The organism is Streptomyces sp. NPDC040589 (genome assembly GCF_055594445.1).
Genome location: NZ_JBVIWP010000004.1, coordinates 951,547 through 972,591, shown reverse-complemented (window position 1 = coordinate 972,591; position 21,045 = coordinate 951,547). Strand labels below are relative to the sequence as shown.

The window sequence follows — 21,045 nt, the reverse complement described above, 5'->3', positions numbered from 1 at the left end:
GTGCGCATGCCGATCAACAGGCGCCCACGTCACGGGCGATGGCTCAACGTCCCCGCACCGCGGTTGGCCCCGCGCGCGGCGGGCGTTCCGGTCTCAGCCCCGCCTGGAGCCGCATGACGACATGGCCGAGGCCGGACAGGGCACAAGCGATCGCCAGGTCGGTGAGCGTGAGCGGCTCCGTACCCAACAGGTCCCGCAGAGGCGGCAGATAGACGCCGGCGGCCTGGAGGCTGAGTGCCACTCCCACGGCGATCAGCAGGAAGGGATTGGCCAGGGTGCCCGGGCGAGCCCGGGAGCCGAGCGCGACGCCGAGTTGGGTCGCGCCGAGCACCAGGAAGACCATGGACTGCCAGGGGCGGCCGGTCTCCCGGGCCCAGACGCCGACCGCGAGGGTCACCGTGGCGACGAATCCTCCCATGAACAGGATCCGCGGCCACAGGCCAGCCCCCAGCACGCTCTCCGCGGGAGGCCGGGGCGGGTGGCGCATGGTGTCCGGGTCGACGGGTTCCGCGCCGAGCGCGACACCGGGCAGGCCGTGCGTGAGCAGGTTGATCCACAGGATCTGTGCGGGCAGCAATGGCAGCGGCATCCCCAGGAAAGGGCCGAGGAGCATCACGAGGATCTCCGCGGTTCCTCCGGCGAGCCCGTAGAGCAGGAACCGGCGTACGTTCGCGTAGACCCGGCGCCCCTCCTCGACGGCGGACACGATGGTGGCCGGGTTGTCGTCGGCGAGCACCAGATCGGCCGCCTGACGCGCGACCTCGGTGCCGCGCTTCCCCATGGCGACGCCGATGTCGGCACGGCGCAGGGCCGGGCCGTCGTTGACGCCGTCCCCCGTCATCGCGACCACGTGTCCGGCCCCGCGCCACGCCTGGACGATGTCCAGCTTCTGCTCGGGGGTGGTCCGGGCGTAGACCCGTACGCCGGTCAGGTCGCCGGCTGTGTCTGCCCGGATCCGGTCCCCTGTGGTGACCTCGTCGTCCCGGGTGGCGATGCCGAGACGGTCGGCCACGGCCCGAGCGGTCAGCGGGTGATCGCCGGTGATGAGTACGGGAATGACCCCGGCGCGCCGACAGGCGGCGATCGTCGGCTCGGACGTACCGCGAGGCGGGTCCAGGATGCCGACGAGGCCGAGGAGCGACAGGCCCGACTCCCAGGTCGGGGGCCGCTGCGTCGTGTCCTGGCGCTCGGCCCTCGCGACGGCGAGCACACGGTAGCCACGGCGTGCCAGCGCCTCCGCCTGCGCGGCCGCTCGGGCGAGTACGTCAGGGCCGTCGGCCAGGACGCGTGGCCGGAGCACTGATTCCGGGGCCCCCTTGCACGCAACCAGCACGCCGCCCGCCGGCCTGCGGTGCACGGTCGTCATGCGCTTGCGGTCGCTGTCGAACGGGATCTCCTCCAGGCGCGGCAGTTCGCGGTCCAGCGCCGCCCGGTCCAGCCCGAGGCGGGACCCGGCCACCAGCAGCGCGGCTTCCGTGGGGTCGCCCAGGGCGCCCCATTCCCTGGTGCGGTCCGGCGGGGGCTCCAGGGCGGCGTCGTTGCACAGCATCGCGACGCGGAGCAATCCCGCCAGGTCGGGCGCGTCTTCCGGGGTCACCGTCTCGCCGTCGCGGACGACCCGGCCCTCGGGTTCGTAGCCCGTACCCACGACCGTGGCTTCTCCGCGTGGCGTCCACAGCTGTTCGGCCGCCATCCGGCCTTCGGTCAGGGTGCCGGTCTTGTCGGTGGCGATCACGGTCACCGAGCCCAGGGTCTCCACCGCGGGCAGTCGGCGGACGATGGCGTGCCGGTCCGCCATACGCCGTGCACCCAGAGCGAGTGAGAGCGTCACCACGGCCGGCAGGGACTCAGGAACGGCGGCGACGGCCAGACTGATCGCGGCAACGATCATCAGCTCCACCGGCTGTCCGCGCACCAGCCCCAGAGCGAGAACCACCGCGCACAGCGCCACGATGGCCGCCGCCAGAGTCCGGCCGAACCTCGCCAGCCGGTGCTGCAGCGGAGTCAGACCGGGCGCGGCACCCATCAGGGAAGCGATCCGGCCGAGCGCGCTGTCGGCCCCGGTGGCGGTGACCACGACACGGCCGTGGCCGCGGACGATGACGGTGCCGGCCGACACCGCACCGCGTGAGGTGTCCGTGCCGGGCGTCTTCTCCACGGAAACGGACTCGCCGGTCAGCGAGGACTCGTCCGCCAGCAGCAACGCCGCCTCCAGCACATCGGCGTCCGCTGGGACGATGTCCCCCTCGGTCACCAGGACCAGGTCGCCCGGCACCACGTCGGCTGACGGGACGGAACGTTCCTCGCCGTCACGCATGACCCTGGCGGCCGGGGCACTCATGGCGGACAGGGCCATGACCGCCTGCTCCGCCCGTACTTCCTGGACGACGCCGACCACGGTGTTCACAGTGATCACGAACAGGATCACGGCGGCGTCGGAGAGATCGCCGGTGGCGATCGTCAGAGCGGCGGCCACGAGCAGGACCAGGATCAGCGGGTCGCGCAGTTGCTGCAGCACCCGCCGCCACACCGGGGTCCGCGGCTCCGAGGGGATCTGGTTGGGTCCGTACAGCGCCAGCCGCCGCGCGGCCTCGTCCGACGACAGCCCCGTGCCGCAAGTCACCCCCGCGAAGGGGATCGGGTCGGCCCTCACAGCGGACCTTCGACTGTCTTGGCGCCGGATCATGTCCGTGGCGGAGCCGGCGCCGGACGGTGCTGTGCGTGGGATGCCATCAGATGCTCCCGTCGTGTGCCCGGCCACCGCCCGAGGGACGGACTCCCGCTCCCCCCAGAGTGCACCCCTGCTCAGGGCTGCGCGCGGTCTCGGCCGTGGTCGGCGGCGTATGCGGCGAAGACCTCCTTCGGCGTTCCGCCCGTACGGAGGAAACGCTGGTCAAGGGTGGCGGCCAGGTCTTTCAGCGCACCGGCGAGCAGATCACCGGCCAGCCGCACATCTGGCCGCTGCGCCCCCTGTCCGCGCCGGGCGAGGGCATCGGCGTAACCGACCATGGCCGCCAGCGACGAGTGGTCCTCCCCGTCGTGGAAGTAGTACGCCTCGGCGTACTGGGTGAAGTCGATCCGGACGCGTACGACGTCGGTGGCCAGGCTGTCCAGCAGCAGCGCCCCCGCCGTGCAGTCGATCTGCTGCGGCGTCGGCTCCGAGTCGCGCAGCAGCGCCAGCCGGACGGCCAGGACCCTCCTGCGGGTCAGCGCCGGGTAGATCTCCAGTACCCAGGAGACGGTTGCCGTCAGAAGGGCGAAGCCGACGAGGGCTTCCAGCGGTGAGACCAGGCGAAGCCAGCCCTCGCCGGGTGCGATGTCCCCCAGGCCCAGGGTGGCGACCGTGACGAGCGACAGGTACACGGAGTCGAGCCAAGCCGGCTCCTGCGCCGCCTCGGATCCGGGCGAGAAGGTGAACGCCCCCGGCATGTGGGGCCAGTAGACGATCGCCCAGCCGAGGATGACGGTGAAGGCCCACATACTTACCACGGTCACCATGGCGAGCGGCCCGACGAGCCCGACCACCCGCCCGCGCGCGCGAAAGCGCCGGGCGAGTCGCCACATCGCCGTCATGACGAGGCGGCTCAGGCCGCCGTGGCGGGTGGGGTGCCAAAGGGTGTGGAAGAGGTCTCGCAGGGTGACCATGACGAGCCCGGCACCGACCAGCGTTACGAGCCACTTCATCCACGTCTCCCACGGCTGTCGCCTGAAGCGGAACCCGCTGTCTCGGAGCCTATGGCCTGTCCGGTGGATCGTGCGGCAGCCGCGTCCCGGCACGCCCATCTGCGCTGACCAACTCGGTCGGCAGCTCGAGCGTGCACATCTCCCCGGGCGCGACGGTCACAGCCCGGTCGGCCAGCACCACGCGGATCGGTGATTCCTCCGAGTCGGGCACACCGATCTCCAGCTGCCCTCTCCGGCGCCGTACGCCGACGCCCCAGTGACCGCGGTAGCGCAGCGAGAATCCGTACTCGGACAGTGCCGGGAGGGGAACCGGGTCCAGCCACAGGGCGTCCTCGCGCGTCTCCAGTCCGGTCAGACCACGCTGGACCAGGTCAAGGGTCCCGGCCATGGCTCCGAGATGGATGCCCTCGCCGGTCGTGCCGCCCTGGATGTCGGCGATGTCCGCCTCCAGTGCCTCCCGGACGTACTGCCATGCCTCGGCTCGTCTTGCTCGGGCGAGGACCAGGCCATGGACGAGCCCGCTGAGCGTGGAGCCGTGGCTGGTGCGCTGAAGGTAGTAGTCGGCGGTCCGCCGCCAGACCTCGTCGTCCAGGTCGTACCCGAGTCGCCGGAACAGGTCCCGCAGCTCGGCGGGCGAGAACAGGTAGCCGAGCATGAGGACATCGGCCTGCTTGGACGCCTTGTAGCGGTTGACCGTGTCGCCCTCGGCCTCCAGGATCCGGTCCAGCCGCCGGATGCTGTCGTAGCGGGCTCGGTAGGCGTCCCAGTCCAGCTCGGCGAGGTTGTCGTAGCCCTCGAACTGGCTGATGACGCCCCGGTGGAACGGCACCAGCAACCGCCGGGACACCTCCTCCCACTTCGACAGTCCATCGCCGTCCAGCCGGATCCGTTCGAACAGTTCCTCGCGGCGCCATGCGGGAAGGCGCCGCAGGAGGCCCAGAGCCCGGGTGAGGACCCAGGCGGCGGTGACGTTGGTGTACGCGTTGTCGTCCAGGCCCGGCGAGGTGCTGTCCGGGTAGCGGTCGTGGTACTCGTCGGGGCCGACGACCCCCCTAACGCGATAGCGGTCCGTGTCGGGGTCGAAGACGGCCAGGTCCGCCCAGAAGCGTGCGATCTGCAGCAGCATCTCGGCGCCCTTTGTGTGCAGGTACTCCGTGTCGCCGGCGGCCTCGCAGTACTGCCACACGTTGTAGGCGATCGCCGAGCCCACGTGGTGCTGGAGCCGGGAGTGGTCAGGCAGCCAGCGCTCCGAGCGGGGGTTGAGGTGCCACTCCTGGGTCTCTTCCCGGCCGTCGCTGCCGCTCTGCCACGGGTACATCGCCCCGGCCCGGCCGATGGCGGCGGCCGCCCGGCAGGCTCGCGGAAGGCGCCGGTAGCGGTAGTTCAGCAGTGCCCGGGAGACCTCCGGGAAGTGCAGGTTGAGGTACGGCAGGACGAACAGCTCGTCCCAGAACACATGGCCCCGGTATGCCTCACCGTGCAGGCCCCGGGCCGGCACTCCCACATCCAGGTCCGCGGTGTGCGGCGACAACGTCTGCAGGACGTGGAAGAGATGGAGGCGCAGGACTCGACCGGCCCGGCCGGGCACTTGGATGTCCGCGCGCCGCCACAACCGCTCCCACGCTGCGACGTGGGAGTCCAGCAGCACCGAGAAGCCCGGCGCCGTGGACACCCGGTCGAGTGCCGCCTCGAGCGGATCACTGATCGCCGTGTCGCGTGAGGTGTGCAGCGCCACGGTCTTCTCCACCTCGACGGGTCGGCCGGGAGCGATGGGGACCACCAGGCGATGGACGGCACGGCGGCGGGCCGGACGAAGCTCCGACGAGACCGCGGACCGGTCGGCGACGACCGTCCGGGCGGCCATGGAGACACCGATGTCCGAGGTGCTGGTGCGACAGCTCAGACAGACGGTGTCGGGCTCCTGTGCCCCCGTCCGCACTCGGGTCAGATGGCTCCCGCCGAGGGCGCGGTAACGATGCACATTGCCGTTGATCACGTCACCGTCGAGACAGGACTCGATCTCGATCTCCCCCGACCAGTCCTCGGCCGTGAAGACCGTCCGCAGGGCCGCCAGGTGAGGATCATCCATGTGCACCAGGCGGGTCTGCCCGACGCCCAGCACGCCCACGTCGTCGTCCCGGAAACGAAGCGTGCGGGCGAGCGTGGCCCGGCGCAGGTCCAAAATGTGCCGGTAGTCCAGCAGTCCGCTCGTGTCCGGGGAGAACCACGGGCACCACGCTCCCCCGGCGCGGCGCAGACGGAACCGCAGGAACAGCCAGTTCGGCAGGTTCACCAGGTCCTCGTTCACCACGCGCCGTCCCGCTACAGCCGACTCCAGGCGGTTGTAGCAACCGGCCGCGTAGGTTCCCGGGTAGTGCACGAGACCCGCCCGGCACTCGGGCGCCGAGCCACGCGTGGCGAAGTAGCCGTTGCCGAGTGTGCAGAGTGATTCACGCAACCGCTCGGCCGAGGGGTCGCAGCCCTCGTACTCCCAGGTCCAGTCCGACATCCGCGCTCTCCCAGGTCCAGTCCGACATCCGCGCTCCTCTCCTCTCACGAGATGTGCAGGAGCGTGAGACGCGCGCCGGATCAGGCCCGCTGCGGGATGACGGCCACCGGACACTCGGCATGGTGCAGTAGGGCGTGGGCGACCCTGCCTAGCTGCAGACCGAAGCGACCGTGCCGCCTCAACGCGCCCACGACCATCAGGTCGGCCTCGGCCGAGGCGTCCAGGAGGACCTTGTGTGCCGGGCCTTCGACCGCTTGGCGGTGCACATCGACCTGCGGGTGCTCCCGTACGGCGTCACGCAGTGCGTCGGTGAGGAGAGCGGAGGCCCGTTCCTCGTGGGCACCGGCGGCATCGTCCGCGACCAGGGGATGGTCCACGTGCTCATGGGCGGGGCGGCGCCAGGCCCGTACCGCGTGCAGGGTGCTGCCGCGCGCCTCGGCCTCGCGGAACGCGAACCGCACAGCGGCTGAACCCTCCGTTGAATCACCGACGCCGACCACGACCCGGCCGAAGGAGCTCTGCCGGTTGCGCTGCCCGCCCCGGACCACGATGACAGGGCACACGGCACGGGCGGCCACCGTGAGGCTGACCGATCCCAGCAGGACCCCGCTGATCTCGCCGCGGCCGCGGGAGCCCGTGACCAGGGCGAAGGACTCATGGGCCGCATGCAGAAGCACGGACACGGCGTCGTCGGGCAGCACGTCGCTGGACACCTTCACCTGTGGGTCGCGCAGTTGGGCGCGTTCCGCGCAGGACGCGGCGATGTGCTCGGCCAGAACCTCTTCGGCCGGGCGGTCGGTATCGAAGGAGGGCCGACTCCCCTCGTACCGCTCCCACAAGGAGGCGTGGACGAGCCTCAGAGACAGCCCGAGACGCGCCGCCTCGTCCACCGCCCAGTCCACGGCCTCCAGGCTGGAATCCGATCCGTCGACACCTACGACCAGCGGGAGTTCCATGGTCACCATCACCTTCCTGCCCCGGGCAGTGCTGGAAGCCCCTGTCAATACCGTCGCACCGCATGGGGCCCGTCGCGACACGTGGGACCGGCTCTCGGCAGGGGGCTCGGCCCAGGTTGCACTGCGGCGATTTGCGACGATTGTGGAGTCAGGTGGCCATGAGAACGTACCGGGGTTGCCGCTCCCCGCGTCTCCGCCACGGCCGTCTCGTCGGCCGGGTACGAGCCCGCTCCGCTTCGAGGTCATGGTGAGGGGAAGGCGATCGTGGTTGTGAGGACCGGCGCTTTCGGCGCCCTGGCCAAGAAGCATCAGGAGCAGCTCATCTCGCTCGCTCGTGATGTGTCGTTCGCAATCGACGAGCGCATCTTCAACGAGGGCGGCAAAGCCGACCGCTTCTGGATCATCCACACGGGCACCGTCGCTCTCGACGTCCACGTGCCCGGCCGCCGCGCGGCGGTCATCGAGACCCTCGGTGCCGGGGAACTGCTGGGCTGGTCCTGGCTGGTCCCTCCCCATCACTGGCACCTGGGGGCCCAGGCCACCAGCCCGGTGCGTGCCTACGAGTTCGACGCGGCCGCGGTCAGTGAGCTGTGCGGGAGGGACCCGGAACTGAAGCAGGAACTGCTGGCCTATGTCGCCGCAGTGATCGCGGGGCGGCTCAGGTCCACACGGGTACGCCTGCTCGACCTGTACGCGCCCCACGGCGCGGGCGAGGTGCCCTGAGGCGAGACGAGGAGGTTCGCGGTGTCCGAGACCCCGCACATCGTGAGCGATGTGATGACCCAGACAGTCGTGGCCGTGGGACGCGGACGCGCTCTTCAAGCAGATCGTCCGGACCATGGAGCAGTGGAAGGTCAGTGCCATGCCGGTCCTGGAGGGTGAAGGTCGCGTTATCGGCGTCGTCTCCGAGGCCGACCTGCTGCCCAAGGAGGAGTTCCGCGACAGCGACCCGAATCTCTTCGAGCCGCGCCGGCGCCTGTCCGACCTCGCCAAGGCCGGGGCAGCGACAGCGGAGGAACTCATGAGCACCCCCGCCGTCACGGTCCACCCCGACGCCACCTTGGCCCAGGCGGCCAGGATCATGGCCGTCCGGCATGTCAAGCGTCTGCCCGTGGTCGACGACATCGGCATGCTCCAGGGCATCGTCAGCCGTGCCGATCTGCTGAAGGTCTTCCTGCGGTCGGACGAGGACATCGAGGAGGAGGTCCGCCGCACCGTGGTGTCCTACCTCTTTCCGGCCTTCAGCCACGCCATCCACGTGAACGTGCGGGAGGGAGTCGTCACCCTCCGCGGACACATCCGCGACACCTCGCTCATCTCGGTCGCGGTGCGTCTCGTGCGCGCCGTGGAAGGCGTCGTGGACGTAGAGCCCCTCCTCACCGGCCAGTCAGACGGTCCGGACCGGTCCGAGGACAGTGGGTGACCCGGGTGCCAGCCGCGCGATGCCGACGGTCCGGGGTCCCTCCCGCAGGTCAGGGCTGGATGTCGAGTACCTCCGGCACAGGGCGGCGCGGTGTGCGGGGGCCTTTGGGGCCGTAGCCCAAGCGCAGCAACATCTGCGTGTACCCCGCCCCGGTCACCGGGTCGCGCAGCGGCCAGCGCAGGTCGGTCCATTCGAGAGGCTGGGTGGCGAAGGAGCTGGACAGTCCCTCGATGGTGGCCAGCAGCAGAACTCTTTCCGTGGCCTGCCCGGCGCGCAGCCAGTCCTCCGGGCGGTCGTGGATCGTGCTGACGAGGGCCAACTGAGGGGTCCGTTCGAAGTTCGCGGCGTCCCGTCCCGCCACCTGCCGCGGCCCGGCGAAGTCGCGCATGGGGGCCTTGCCACCGTGCTTGCGCGGCCCGAAGGCGTAGTCCGGGACTCCGTCGTCGGCCATGTTCACCGACGGAGCGTCGATACGGGTCCAGTCGGCCAGGTCCTGGTCGCTGCCGCGGTCGGTGAGGTTGCGTGCCTCGGCTTCCTGCACGGCCTCCAGCACCTCCTGCAGATGCCACGGGGTGGGAAACGTCAGCGCTGCCCCCTCAAGGCTCGCAGCCTCGGCGAGCACCCTCCGCACGGCATCGGGGATCTCCGTCTCCTCGAACGGGAAGCGGCTGCTGTGCCGCTCCTGGACCGCGGGATACAGTGCGTCGAGGTCACTGTCCCCGCTTCCGGGTGCGGTCAGCCGCAGGCTCGCGAGAAGCGCCGGGTCGGCCGGGTCGTGCAGCAGCCGGGTCTCCGGACGCCAGCCCTCGTGGGCCACGGCGACCCTGAGGTTCAGCAGTGCGGCGCCGCAGCCGATGTGAAGGCCGCGGGTTCGGGGGTCGGAGCGCGGCATGGCGCGCTCGAAGTCGGCGCGCATCTCGAACGTGCGGCTGCGCCGGACGTAGCGGAAGCGCCAGGGCTGCGCGTTGTGCATCGACGGGGCGGCGGCAGCGTCGTGGACCAGGTCCCTCACGCACTCGTCGGACGGTGCTTGTCGGCTCACCGGAGCCTCCTCTCGCGAGCCGGCGGTGCGCCGGCGCGGGACCACTCCTCGGTCGGCGACGAGACCCGCGCAGGGGGGCGGGTCCCGTCGCCCTTCACTGATCGGCGGGAGTGATGCGCCGGCCCGTGATGCTCGCGGGCCGGATCGAGACCCACATCTCGCGTGCACCGCCCGCCCAGGGCTCGGTGTGGGCACGTCGGGTGAGCCCGCGTACGGCGTCGTGCTCCGTGACGACGCGCGCCGGGCCGACCGCCAGCACGCTCCAGCCCTGACTCAGGGCCTCGTCCATGTGATCCACCTCGAAGGCGACCTCGTTCCCCACGGCCGACGCGGGCGCCGAGCCCGGTGCGGTCCGGAAGACGATCGCGTCATCGACGACCTCGTAGTTGACCGGGACGACAGCCGGGCGACCGTCGGGCCCCGACACCGCGATGCGTCCCACGCCGTGCGTGGAGAGCAGGGTGCGGCACTCCCTCGGGCTGAGATGCCGCAGTCGAGGGTGCAGCAGCGCGTGGCCCTGGCCGGGAGGCAGATCGATGCCGCCCCCGCGCAGAGCCGCGACAGTGGTGCCCAGGGCGTCGGCCAGCCTGATGAGGGTCGCCGTGGTCGGATCGGCCGGCCGGTCTTCCAGGTACGCCAGGTACTCGGGCGACATGCTGGCGCGGCGGGCTGTTTCCTCGCGGCTGAGCCTGCGTCTGTCGCGTTCGGCGGCCACGCGTCGGCCGATGTCTCCAGGGTTGGGGGACCCCTTCGGAGGGGCTGCCGCCGGTACCGCCCCAGTATCTCCTGTGTCCGGCCGGGCGGATCCGGGAGTGGTCCCGGGTTGTCCGTGCTCGATGTGATGGAGGTGTGCGTCGGGCCCGGGGAACACGAGCGTCACCTCGTCCGTGTCCGACCAGCGCACGTCGTAGGGAGGTGTTCCGTCATCGTGATGGAGTCCGACGATCTCCCCGTCGCGCCTGGTGGCGCCGGTCGCCCGGCTTTCGATGACGAGTTGGTCGCCGAGGTGAGCTCGCATGATCGCCGCCCTCTCCGCAGAATGGTGCTGTAACCAACGTGCCACGCGCGACAGGCCACCGCATGGGCCAACGGGCCCATATCCGCGGGGTGGGCCGAAGACGACCGACTGTCACGTACCGGATGGGAGCCGACATGCGCCATCGAACGGTCGCGGAGCTCATGACCCGAGACGTCGTCCGGGCGCGGCGTGACACGCCGTTCAAGGAGATCGCCAGGCTGCTGGCGGAGAACGACGTCACCGCCGTACCCGTCGTGGACGAGATGGACCGCCCCGCGGGTGTGGTGTCGGAAGCCGATCTGCTGCGCAAGAGCGCCGACCAGGCCGACCCGTCCGGTCGAGCCCCGGTTCCGCACCTGGAGGCATGGGAGCGGGCCAAGGTCGAAGGGTCCCGCGCCGAGGACCTGATGTCGGCTCCCGCGGTGTGCGCACGCCCGGAGTGGAGCGTGGTCGAGGCGGCCCGCCTGATGGAGGCCCAGCACGTCAAGCGGCTGCCGGTGGTGGACGAGACGGACCGCCTCCTGGGCATCGTCAGCCGTGGCGACCTGCTGCGGATCTTCCTGCGCCGGGACGACGCCATCCGCGACGAGATCACCGATGACGTGCTGTGGCGCACGATGGGGCTCGCTCCCGCTGAGGTGACGGTAGAGGTGCGCGAAGGGCGGGTCGACCTCGGTGGCTCCGTCGAGTTCAGGAGTCTGATCCCGGTCGTGGAGCGGCTGTGCCGGAGCGTCGACGGCGTGGTCTCGGTCGCCGGGCACATCGCCTACCGGACCGACGACGTCCCACGCTCCCCCACCGATGACTGAACCCGCGGGACCGTTGCCTCCGGCTCAGCCGGTGATCTCGACGCGACGCGCTTTTCCCTGCCCGGTCTTCGGGACCCGTACCGTGAGGATCCCGTTGGTCAGATCCGCGCTGATGTGCTCGGTGTCGGAGTTCGGCGGCAGCGTCGTACGGTAGTCGAACTGCCCGATGCGGCGGGTGTGCCGGCGGACCACCCCGGTGTGTTCCTTCTCCTTGATATCCCCGTGGATGTCGAGTTCGCCCTCGTCGACCTCCACTGTGATCTGCTCCTTCTCCACTCCGGGGAGCTCCAGTTCCACCAGGTAGGCGTCCTCGGTGTCCTCGATGTCGGCCAGCGGCGCCCAGGGCTCGGCCGCGCCGAACTCGGAGGTGCCGCCACCAGGAAAGGCGGCGTGCATGAGCTGATCGACGCGGGTACGGAGGTCCTCCAGCTCGCGCAAGGCTGCCGGAAGCCCACCCCTGCCGTGTCGTGCGGGGTGTGTCATGAGTGATCCCCTTGACTTGCCGTGCCTCCGTCGGTCACACGGGCCAGCCGGCGGCCTGACGGGTGCTCGGCCGGGACGCCCCCACGCCCTCGATGTCGCGCTCGGCGGTGTTCAGCAGTTGCTGGGCGAGTTCTTGCAGGGCTCGGCCCGCCGCCAGTTCGTCGCCGATCTCCGGCACGTTCCTGTCCGCCGGATGGCAGTGCGCGGTTCCGCGGCCGGTGAGCGCCGTGGTGCCGGTGTCCAGCACCACGTGTGCCTTCGTCGCTCCCTCGTCGTCCTCGAAGAGGTGGAGACGTACCTTCCATTCCACCGTATGCGGCATCACTTTCCTCCTCACTGCGATCCGGATGCGGCCCGTCATGGCCTCGCGGGCCGTGCGTAGGGAGCCGACGTCTGCTCGTCGATGCGGCCCCGGACGCGGCGGGCGAGTGCGCTCAGGTGCTCGGAGGCCGTCGCGCGGGGCGCGACCGGGTCCCGTATCCGGCGGGCGGCCGGTGGCAGGCCGGCCAGGTCCGCGGCGAATCTCTCCCGGCACGCGTCGAGCGTGGGCCTGCCGCCGGTGCGCCGCCCGTCGCGCATCACCGTCTCCAGCAGTGGCCTGCCGTCGCCGTGCGGCTGCTCGTCGGCGAGACGGATCACGTCGGCGTATGCCATGCGGCGGAACACCTGCTTGGGGCCGGGCGCCGTCACTTTCGCCGACGACAGCTTCATCACCGGCCGCCCGTCGTACTCCACCATCTTGTACGCGGAGTCCAGGTACGGGGCGTCGGCCGAGACCCCGACGCGGGTACCGATGGCGTAGGTGTCGATCGGCGCTCCGGAGCGGACCAGGTCGTCCACGGCGTACTCGTCGAGACCGCCGCTGGCGATGATCCGTACGTCGGGCAGGCCGACGGTGTCGAGGATGGAGCGTGCCCGGGCCGCCAGGGCGCCGAGGTCGCCGCTGTCCAGCCGCACGGCCGAGCCGGGGCCGCGGTCCAGATCCCGCAGGACGCGCGCCGCGACGCGGACGCCCTCCTCGGTGTCGTAGGTGTCTACCAGCAACGTCACGGGGCCGGGGTGGCAGTGTGCGAACGCGCGGAACGCTTCTTCCTCCGTGGTGAAGGCCTCCACGTAGGAATGGGCCATCGTGCCGACGGCGGGGATACCGAGAGCCGTGGCAGCGGCCACGTTGCTGGTGCCGGCGAAGCCGACCATCGCACCGAGACGGGCGGCCTGGAACCCGGCCTGCGGGCCGTGGGTGCGCCGCAGGGAGAAGTCCACGACCGGATGCCCGGCCGCCGCGAGCACACAACGCGCGGCCTTCGAGGCGATCGCCGTCTGGTGGCTGAGCTGGTTGAGCACGTACGTCTCGGCCAACTGTGCCTGTGGGAGAGGCGCGGTCACCTCCAGCAACGGCTCCCCCGCGAGCACGATCCGGCCCTCCGGCACGGCCCGCACGTCCCCCGTGAACTCCAGGCCGAGCAGGGGCTGAAGATCCCGTGCGGGCCGGTTCAGCGCGGAGGCGAAGGCCTCGACATCCTCGCGGCCGACTCGGAAGCCGGACAGGTAGTCCAGGGCCGACTCCGACCCCGCGGCGACGAGGAAGCCCCGCTCAGGAGGCAGGTATCGGACAAAGAGGCTGAACGTAGCCGGTCCGGTCATCCCCTCCCGCAGGTAGGACATGGCCATCGTCACTTCGTACAGATCGGTGGTCGTCGCATCGGACATCGGTGTCGCCTCCTCGGAGCACGTCCGGCCTCCTGCCCTTCAGGGGCGGAAGCGTGTGGACCACAGGGGCTCCACCAGGTCCCACTCGGCGGCCCACTGCGCGTACCTTCTCCGGTCAAGCACCCGGCGCATGCCTGCCCGTGCCGCGAAGAACCCGCAGGTCACGCCTATCGTCGCCATGCCGCCTACGAACCAGCCGTTGGTCCTCGCGGTGAGCGTGTTCATCGGCGGGCCGGTGATGGTTCCGTCCCGGTCCACCCACACGCGCACAGTGGCTCCCTCGGGCGTTCCCGCCGTCCTCAGAGTCGTCGCCGTCCGCACCGTGCCGTTGTCGTCGGTCCAGCGGACCTGCGCGCGTTGCTTCCCGTCCGCGGTGACGCCCTTGGCGTTCGACACCAACCGGGCGCTGACCTCCTGCCGTTCCGCCGACTGGGTTTGCACGGTGCGCATCGACGAGTCGTACGCCGTCAGCCCCGCGCTGAGCGCGGCCACCGGCAGTCCGAGAACCAGGACGAGCATCAGGAAGCGGCGAATCCAGGTCTCGAACCTGTCGGACGGCCGGATCAGGGGGTTCGTCCCCTTGGGCGAGGGCTCCCTGCGCGAGGGGGGCGGACCGGACGCGTAAGGCGAACCTTGTGCACTCATGAGTCGGCCTCCAGCCAGTCGCTGGTCCGTTCCCCCCACCGCTTGGTCCCACCATCGGACAGCAACGGAGGACTTCGGTCACAGGGCCGAAAGTCCCTGCCGGGCCGACTTCCGGCCCCGTTGGGGCCAACCCGCCGACGTGTCCGTCCCGGCCGTGGTCATATCCGGGGAACGACCGCGACCGGACACGGCGCGTGATGCAGCACCGCGTGATTGATCAGGCCCAGTTGCAGGCCCAGGTGCCCCTGTCGTCTACGGGCGCCGACCACCAGCAGGTCCGCCTCCGAGGCGGCTTCCAACAGGGCCTGGCGTGCCGGTCCCTCGATCACCCGTCGGCTCACCTGGGCGTCGGGGTACGGCTCCGCCGGGGCGCGCAGAGCGTCGTCGAGCACCTGCGCCGGCGAGCGGCGGTGGGCCTCCAGGGCGTACCATGAGGGGGACTGAGGTGTGGTGAGGGCGCCGAACTGTGCGCTCCAGGCATGTATCGCGACCAGTCGGCAGCCCCGCACCTGAGCCTCGCGGAAGGCAAACGGCACGGCCGTGCCGCTGCCCTCGCCCTCCTCGACACCGACGACCACGTTTCCGAACCGGGCTTCCCGGTGCTCCGCCGCGCCGCGGACCACGACGACCGGACAGTCCGCGCGTGCCGCCACGGCGAGGCTGACCGACCCCAGGAGCATCCCGGCGAGGTCTCCGAGCCCCCTGGAGCCGAGCACCAGCGCGAAGGCGTTACGTCCCTTGTCGAGCAGGGCGGAGGCCGCGTCGTCGCGCAACACCTCGCTCGACAGCCGCACCGTGGGCGCCCCCTTGACGGCACGTTCCGAGGCGTGGCCGATCACGTCGGACCCCTCATGGTCCCGCGGCGCCGCGTGCAGAAGGTGGAGTGGCACCCCGTGCCGGAGGGCCTCGCCGGCGGCCCAGTCCACCGCCTCCAGGCTCGCCACGGACCCGTCGACGCCGACCACCAGGGGAATCGTCATCGCCCCTGTCTCCCATCCTGCCGGACCCACGCCTCCGGCATCCTCCCTCACGGTGGACATGCGCCGCGGAGGGTATTGGGGTACTCCTCGAATGTGGGAACGCGCCAGGCTCGGCATGTCGGCAACATCCGAACAGTCCGGCAATCAGACTCATCAGCCGTCATTCCCAGCTTCCTCTGAGATGGAGGCCGCCGCCATGCAACCAGTAGTCACCGTGGGCCTCGACGGCTCACCAGAAAGCCTTGCCGCCGCCCGCTGGGCGGCCGAGGAGGCCGAAAAGCGCAGGCTCACCCTGCGCCTGCTGCACGCGTGGCCGATGCTGGCGCCCGAACCGGCGCGCGTCCCCTCCGAAGTCGATCAGAACTACTGGGCGAAGCGTCTCGTCCACACCGCTCAGACGGAGCTGCAGGCACGCCACCCGGGTCTGTCCGTCATCGGGAGCCTGGTCGCCGAAGACGCCCAGAACGCCCTGCTCCAAGCGGCCTCGGAGTCCGAGGTGCTCGTGCTCGGTTCACGAGGGCTGGAGCCCGTCGAGAGCTACTTCCTGGGCGACGTCAGCATGCCGGTCGTGGCACGGGCCGATCGGCCGGTGGTGCTGGTCCGCGCCGAAACAGGGAAGGAGGCGCCGGTCCCGTCACCCGCGAGCCGCGTGGTCGTGGCACTGAAACTGCGCGATTCCTCCGAGAGCCTGCTCGACTTCGCCTTTCACACGGCCGCGGCCAGGGATGTCCCCGTCCTGGCCGTCCACGGCCGCAGCGTGCCATTCCACGCCCGCTTGCCCTGGGGCGTGGACCACGACGTCACCGAAGAGATGAGGCGGGAGGCGCAGAAGCAGCTGAGCAACGCGCTGCGCCCCTGGCGTGAGAAGTACCCGCAGGTGGAGGTGGCCGACAGCATCCGTCTCGCAAGCCCCGCCAAGGCCGTCGTACAGGCCGCCGAGGGTGCTGCGCTGCTGGTCGTGGGCCGACGAGAACACCGCCCCGGCGTGAGGCCCCACCTGGGTCCCGTCGCCCAGGCCGCCATCCACCACGGGCGCTGCCCCGTCGCCGTCGTCCCTCATGACTGAGCCCGGCCTCAGCGGGACGTCGGTGCGGTCGGTGCCGTGGGACTGCGCGTCCGTGCCTCGGTCCGATGCCCGGCACGAGGGCGAGCCGCTGCCGCGCGCGGAGGTGTGCGAGACGCACACCTCGGTCGTGTTCTTCGCCGGCGACCGTGCCTACAAGCTGAAGAAGCCGGTGGATCTGGGATTTCTGGACTACACCACGTTGGCGGCTCGCCGGATCGCGTGCGAGCGCGAGGTCGCTCTCAATCGCCGCTTCGCCCCCGACGTCTACCTGGGTCTGGGCGAGATCCGCAGCCCCGGCGCGGAAGCGTCAGAACCTCTCGTGGTGATGCGCCGCATGCCCGCGGATCGCCGTCTCTCCCGGCTGGTGCGGCAAGGGGCCGCCGTCGACGACGTCCTGCGCGCCCTCGCCCGGCAGGTCGCCGTGTGGCACGCGGAGGCGCCCCGCGGCCGGGACGTGGACGAGCAGGGCACGCGGGACGCGCTGTCGTCACGCTGGGAGGCCAGTTTCAGGCAGGTCCGCGCGCTGGCCGCGGACAGCTTCGTGCCCGACGGGGTACCGGAGGTGGAACGGCTGGTGCGCCGCTATCTCGCCGGCCGCGAGCGCTTGTTCGACTCGCGTATCGCGCAGGGGCGGGTCGTCGACGGTCACGGCGACCTGCTCGCCGAGGACGTCTTCAGCCTCGACGACGGTCCTCGCGTCCTGGACTGCCTGGAGTTCGACGACCACCTGCGCTACGTCGACGGCCTCGACGACGCCGCCTTCCTCGCCATGGACCTCGAACAGCTCGGCGCCCCGGAGGCCGCCGCGTACTTCCTCGCCCAGTACAGCGAGTACTCCGGCGACCCCGCGCCCCCTTCCCTGTGGCACCACTACGTGGCCTACCGCGCGTTCGTCCGCGCCAAGGTCTCCCTGATCCAGGCACGCCAGGGGACGCCGGACGCGGAGTCGGCGTCACGACGGCTGGTCTCGACGACGCTGCGCCATCTGCGCACCTCCGCCGTGGGTCTGACGCTGGTCGGCGGGCTGCCGGGCAGCGGGAAGTCCACCCTCGCCGGAGCTCTGGCCGACCGGCTGGGGGTCACGCTGCTCAGTAGCGACCGCCTCCGCAAGGAGCTGGCGGGCATCCCCGCCGAGCAGCCCGCGGCGGCCGACTACGGCGAGAGCCTGTACACCCCCGAGTGGACGGCCAGGACCTACGCCACCCTGCTCGACCGCGCATCCGCTCTGCTGTCCTGCGGCGAGTCCGTCGTGCTGGACGCCACCTGGTCCCACGAGGAACAGCGCGAATCGGCACTGCAGCTGGCCGAACGCACCAGCGCCGACCTGGTGGCCCTGCACTGCCACGTGCCGGGCGATGTGTCGGCGGCCCGCCTGACCGCGCGGGCCTCCGGAATCTCCGACGCCGGCCTCGACATCGCCGTCGCGATGGCCGCCGACGAACCGCCGTGGCCCGAGGCGGTTGCGGTCGACACCAGCGGCGTGCTGGAGTCCTCGGTCGCCCGGGCGCTGGCAGCCGTACGCCCCTGGGGTTCCGGCCAGGCGCCGGTCTTCCGCCGCCCCTACATGGAGCCGGACTGAATCAAGGTGTGGCGCGCACATCCGGGACCGCCGCTGGTCGCCGGACCGCGCCACCAGGTTTCGCGGGATGTCGCGCCTTCCCTCAGGGTGGGTGGCAGGGGGACGTCCGGCAGGCGAGGCAGAGCCGGGCAGCGCACGCCCGTCACGGCTCTTCGGCAGAAGGAGGCCACCATGGGTGAACAGAGGCCGCTCGCCCCTGGCGAGGCATGGCGGGCGGTGACCGCATGCACGGCGAGCCGCGCCAGGGCAGAGCACTCGCACAGGCTCGGTGCCGAGGTGCTGCTCGACTCGTAGGACGACGAGCGCAGACCGGCTGCCCACCGACGGATGGTCCTCACACACACGGCGTTCTGGGCGGAGGCATCGACCGGTCGGATCCCTTCATGGCTGCGTGCGATGGCCGCTCCACGCGCCGCCCCGGCCGTACCCGCCCTCCTGGACCGGCGACGGCTGGTCGCCGAGGTCATCCGTGTCGTCTCCCAACCGCGGGTGAACTACCGGCGCAGCCCCCTGTCGGTGGAGGGAACACCGCGCATGCGGGGGGGGGGCTCCCCGCCCGGGGACCGCCTGCCGGACGCCACCGTCAGCGTCGCGGGGTCTCCCCAACGGCTGCACTCGCCGCTGGCCCGTCCCGGCGTGCACCTGTTGCTGCAGCACGACGCCGACCCGCTGCCGGACGCGGTGCCCGGCCCCCAGGTCACCGCCCTCCGGCTGCCGAACAGCCCCGGCCGCGGTTTGCCGGCCGTCCGCCCGGACGGGCAGGTCGGCTTCCGGAGCGGGACCGTCGACCCCGCCGGACTGACGGGCTGGCTCTCACTGATCGGCGCGGCGGCAGCCCCGTCCATGCGGTCCTGAACACCGGCCAGGACGGCGGATCCCGTCGGCCTGGCCGCAGAGAGGGCACACACCGGCCTGCGCAGGCGAGCGGCACGGCAGGAGGTCGCAGTGGGGGCATGCTGTCCGTCTAGGGTGGCCTCACGGGGGCCGGTCGTTCGAGCCGACCTGGTGAGAGGGTGTGAGCGTGTCGGAGTCCGAGCTGGCCAAGGTCCAGCGTGCGCACTGGCAACAGACCTACGGCGAGCATCCCCGCATGTACGGCGAGAAGCCGTCCGCGCCGGCGGTCCATGCCGCTGCACTCTTCCGGACCGCCGGTGCCCGCGACGTGCTCGAGCTGGGCGCCGGACATGGCCGTGATGCGCTCTACTTCGCCCGCGAGGGCTACGCCGTGCGAGCCACCGACTTCAGCCCGGTGGGTCTGGAACAGCTGCGTGACGCGGCTGGAACTCCAGACGTGGCCGGACGGGTCACCACGATGGTCCACGACGTCCGCGAGCCGCTGCCGCTTGCGGACGCCTCGGTGGACGCCGTGTTCGCACACATGCTGCTCTGCATGGCGCTGTCCACCGAGGAGATCCACGCCCTGGTCGCCGATGTAGGACGGGTACTGCGGCCGGGCGGCTCCTTCGTCTACACCGTCCGCCACACCGGGGACGCCCACTACCAGGCCGGTACCGGGCATGGAGACGACATCTGGGAGCAGGGCGGCTTCGCCGTCCACTTCTTCCCCCGCGGCCTGGTCGACGCGCTCGCCGAGGGGTGGACTCTGGAGGAGATCCACGCGTTCGAGGAAGGTGACCTCCCGCGGCGCCTGTGGCGCGTCACGCAGACCGTCCCCCGGTGAGGACAGCCGGAAGACTTGCAGCTGTCGCGTCCGGCGCCCATTCCAGGTCCACCACGACCCAGGCTCAGAGCCCCGGTTGCCCGGGAGCCCCGCGGGAGTGACCGTGGAGTGGGGGAGCAAGGAAGTGAGTATCGTGCGAGCGCTCGTCTACCACGGCCCGGGGCGGAGTTCCTGGGACACCGTCCCGGACCCCGCGATCGAGGAGGCGACCGACGCGGTCGTACGCGTCGACGCCACCACCGTCTGCGGCAGTGACCTGCGCATCCTGCGAGGCGACCTCCCGGAGGTGAAGCCGGGGACGGTCCTCGGGCACGAGGCCGTCGGCGAGATCCTGGAGGTCGGACGCGACGTCCACCACGTGCGTCCCGGTGACCAGGTGATCGTGTCCGCCGTCTCGGCCTGCGGCCGCTGCCGGGAGTGCCGCAACACCACACTCGGGCAGTGCCGCGGGGGCGGTGGGCTGGTCCTGGGCCATCTGCTCAACGGGACCCAGGCCGAAGTGGTGCGAGTGCCCTTCGCCGACCACTCCACCCACCGGCGGCCGTGGAACGTGCCGCTCGACGACGCGGTCCTGCTCGCGGAGCTCCTCCCCACGGCCTACGAGGTCGGGGTACGGAACGGCCACGTGAGCCCGGGAGACACCGTCGTCGTGGTCGGCGCGGGGCCTGTCGGCCTCGCCTCGGTGATCATCGCGCGGCTGTACTCGCCCAGCCGGCTCATGGTGACGGACCTGTCGGCCGCACGGCTCGAAGCCGCCACCCGTGTGGGAGCCGACGCAGCCGAACTGCCCGGCAAGATGATCGCCGACCTGTCCGAGGGACCGGGTGCCGACGTGGTCATCGAGGCATCGGGCGAACCGGACGGCTTCGTTCTGGGCACCCGCGCCGTCCGTATCGGAGGGCACATCGCCAACGTCGGGGTGCACGGCAAACCGGTCACGCTGCACCTCGAGTCCCTATGGCACAAGAACGTGACCATCAGCACCGGCCAGGTGGACACGTCCTCCACACGGTGGCTGCTGGAGCTGTTGAGATACGGAGACCTGCCCGTCTCCGGGCTGATCACCCACACCTTCCCCCTGGACCGGATGGAGGACGCATACGAGGCGTTCGCCGGCGGCACCACCACGGGCGCCCTCAAGGTCGTACTGCACCGCGAGTGACAGGCCGGCAGGGGTCTGAACGGGGCCGACCGGTCCATCGGTCAGGGCCGTCCGGCCCTACAGCACGCCGGTGATGGGTGGTGTCATGGAATTGAGCCGAGGGCCACAAGGAGACACGGAGAAGCGGAGTGGAGCCGCGCACCGTGTGATTCGGGCCCGCAAGAAGCGGGCGGCCCCCGGCTTCACGATGTCGGCCCCGTGTCGGCGCCCGTGCCGTGGGACAGGGTCCTCAGGGTCCTCCGGCCCAAATGCAGCGCGGGCCGGCCTTGGCGACTCTTGAGATCGGGGGCAGTGCCGG

At 71.2% G+C, this 21,045-nt stretch carries 19 protein-coding genes and 1 pseudogene; 9 read left to right on the top strand and 11 right to left on the bottom strand.

Annotated features, from left to right (window positions below):
- Positions 1-43: 43 nt before the first annotated feature.
- The 4 genes from ACZ58V_RS22260 to ACZ58V_RS22245 all read right to left on the bottom strand — a co-directional run bounded on the left by ACZ58V_RS22260 (position 44) and on the right by ACZ58V_RS22245 (position 7,149).
- On the bottom strand, positions 44-2,623 hold the full coding sequence (locus ACZ58V_RS22260) for a cation-translocating P-type ATPase (RefSeq protein WP_471291617.1): 2,580 nt from the start codon (positions 2,621-2,623) through the stop codon (positions 44-46).
- A 182-nt stretch (positions 2,624-2,805) separates the two neighbouring features.
- The gene (locus ACZ58V_RS22255; RefSeq protein WP_468199343.1) at positions 2,806-3,684 is read right to left on the bottom strand and encodes a potassium channel family protein; all 879 of its coding nucleotides are present in this window, start codon (positions 3,682-3,684) and stop codon (positions 2,806-2,808) included.
- Between the two features lie 49 nt (positions 3,685-3,733).
- Positions 3,734-6,193, bottom strand: coding sequence for a glycoside hydrolase family 65 protein (locus ACZ58V_RS22250; RefSeq protein WP_471291615.1), 2,460 nt, complete (start codon positions 6,191-6,193; stop codon positions 3,734-3,736).
- A gap of 80 nt (positions 6,194-6,273) precedes the next feature.
- Entirely contained in the window at positions 6,274-7,149 is an 876-nt protein-coding gene (locus tag ACZ58V_RS22245; RefSeq protein WP_471291613.1) for a universal stress protein, read from the bottom strand.
- A gap of 270 nt (positions 7,150-7,419) precedes the next feature.
- Between ACZ58V_RS22245 and ACZ58V_RS22240 the strand changes: the two genes are divergently transcribed.
- Both ACZ58V_RS22240 and ACZ58V_RS22235 read left to right on the top strand, forming a co-directional pair.
- Complete coding sequence (locus ACZ58V_RS22240) at positions 7,420-7,872, top strand: Crp/Fnr family transcriptional regulator (RefSeq protein ID WP_468199419.1); 453 nt, start codon at positions 7,420-7,422, stop codon at positions 7,870-7,872.
- Positions 7,873-7,893: 21 nt separating this feature from the next.
- A pseudogene (locus ACZ58V_RS22235) lies at positions 7,894-8,572 on the top strand (CBS domain-containing protein).
- Between the two features lie 49 nt (positions 8,573-8,621).
- Here ACZ58V_RS22235 and ACZ58V_RS22230 read toward each other — a convergent pair.
- Both ACZ58V_RS22230 and ACZ58V_RS22225 read right to left on the bottom strand, forming a co-directional pair.
- Positions 8,622-9,614: an Acg family FMN-binding oxidoreductase gene (locus ACZ58V_RS22230; protein ID WP_468199351.1), complete on the bottom strand. Its 993-nt coding sequence runs from the start codon at positions 9,612-9,614 to the stop codon at positions 8,622-8,624.
- Between the two features lie 94 nt (positions 9,615-9,708).
- Complete coding sequence (locus tag ACZ58V_RS22225) at positions 9,709-10,632, bottom strand: pyridoxamine 5'-phosphate oxidase family protein (RefSeq protein WP_471291611.1); 924 nt, start codon at positions 10,630-10,632, stop codon at positions 9,709-9,711.
- Between the two features lie 134 nt (positions 10,633-10,766).
- Here ACZ58V_RS22225 and ACZ58V_RS22220 point away from each other — a divergent pair, with 134 nt between their 5' ends.
- Positions 10,767-11,441 (top strand): CBS domain-containing protein, encoded by a 675-nt coding sequence (locus tag ACZ58V_RS22220; protein WP_468199357.1) that lies wholly within the window; start codon positions 10,767-10,769, stop codon positions 11,439-11,441.
- Positions 11,442-11,465: 24 nt separating this feature from the next.
- On the opposite strand, the gene ACZ58V_RS22215 is transcribed toward ACZ58V_RS22220, so the two are convergent.
- The 5 genes from ACZ58V_RS22215 to ACZ58V_RS22195 all read right to left on the bottom strand — a co-directional run bounded on the left by ACZ58V_RS22215 (position 11,466) and on the right by ACZ58V_RS22195 (position 15,259).
- On the bottom strand, positions 11,466-11,924 hold the full coding sequence (locus ACZ58V_RS22215; protein WP_471291609.1) for an Hsp20/alpha crystallin family protein: 459 nt from the start codon (positions 11,922-11,924) through the stop codon (positions 11,466-11,468).
- Between the two features lie 34 nt (positions 11,925-11,958).
- A complete protein-coding gene (locus ACZ58V_RS22210) occupies positions 11,959-12,246 on the bottom strand; it encodes a DUF1876 domain-containing protein (RefSeq protein WP_468199361.1) in 288 nt (95 codons plus the stop codon).
- A gap of 35 nt (positions 12,247-12,281) precedes the next feature.
- Positions 12,282-13,634 (bottom strand): nicotinate phosphoribosyltransferase, encoded by a 1,353-nt coding sequence (locus ACZ58V_RS22205; RefSeq protein WP_468199363.1) that lies wholly within the window; start codon positions 13,632-13,634, stop codon positions 12,282-12,284.
- A gap of 39 nt (positions 13,635-13,673) precedes the next feature.
- The gene (locus ACZ58V_RS22200; RefSeq protein ID WP_471291607.1) at positions 13,674-14,279 is read right to left on the bottom strand and encodes an Rv1733c family protein; all 606 of its coding nucleotides are present in this window, start codon (positions 14,277-14,279) and stop codon (positions 13,674-13,676) included.
- A gap of 158 nt (positions 14,280-14,437) precedes the next feature.
- A complete protein-coding gene (locus ACZ58V_RS22195; protein ID WP_471291605.1) occupies positions 14,438-15,259 on the bottom strand; it encodes a universal stress protein in 822 nt (273 codons plus the stop codon).
- Between the two features lie 196 nt (positions 15,260-15,455).
- On the opposite strand from ACZ58V_RS22195, the gene ACZ58V_RS22190 reads away from it, so the two are divergent.
- The 6 genes from ACZ58V_RS22190 (at position 15,456) to ACZ58V_RS22165 (ending at position 20,747) form a co-directional block, all read left to right on the top strand.
- Positions 15,456-16,325, top strand: a complete 870-nt coding sequence (locus tag ACZ58V_RS22190; protein ID WP_471291603.1) for a universal stress protein — start codon at positions 15,456-15,458, stop codon at positions 16,323-16,325.
- Positions 16,326-16,428: 103 nt separating this feature from the next.
- Entirely contained in the window at positions 16,429-17,904 is a 1,476-nt protein-coding gene (locus ACZ58V_RS22185; protein WP_471291772.1) for a bifunctional aminoglycoside phosphotransferase/ATP-binding protein, read from the top strand.
- A gap of 171 nt (positions 17,905-18,075) precedes the next feature.
- The gene (locus ACZ58V_RS22180; RefSeq protein ID WP_471291601.1) at positions 18,076-18,198 is read left to right on the top strand and encodes a hypothetical protein; all 123 of its coding nucleotides are present in this window, start codon (positions 18,076-18,078) and stop codon (positions 18,196-18,198) included.
- A gap of 102 nt (positions 18,199-18,300) precedes the next feature.
- Positions 18,301-18,759, top strand: a complete 459-nt coding sequence (locus tag ACZ58V_RS22175) for a hypothetical protein (RefSeq protein WP_471291599.1) — start codon at positions 18,301-18,303, stop codon at positions 18,757-18,759.
- Positions 18,760-18,925: 166 nt separating this feature from the next.
- On the top strand, positions 18,926-19,585 hold the full coding sequence (locus ACZ58V_RS22170) for a class I SAM-dependent methyltransferase (protein WP_471291597.1): 660 nt from the start codon (positions 18,926-18,928) through the stop codon (positions 19,583-19,585).
- Between the two features lie 133 nt (positions 19,586-19,718).
- The gene (locus tag ACZ58V_RS22165) at positions 19,719-20,747 is read left to right on the top strand and encodes an alcohol dehydrogenase catalytic domain-containing protein (RefSeq protein ID WP_471291769.1); all 1,029 of its coding nucleotides are present in this window, start codon (positions 19,719-19,721) and stop codon (positions 20,745-20,747) included.
- Positions 20,748-21,045: the final 298 nt, after the last annotated feature.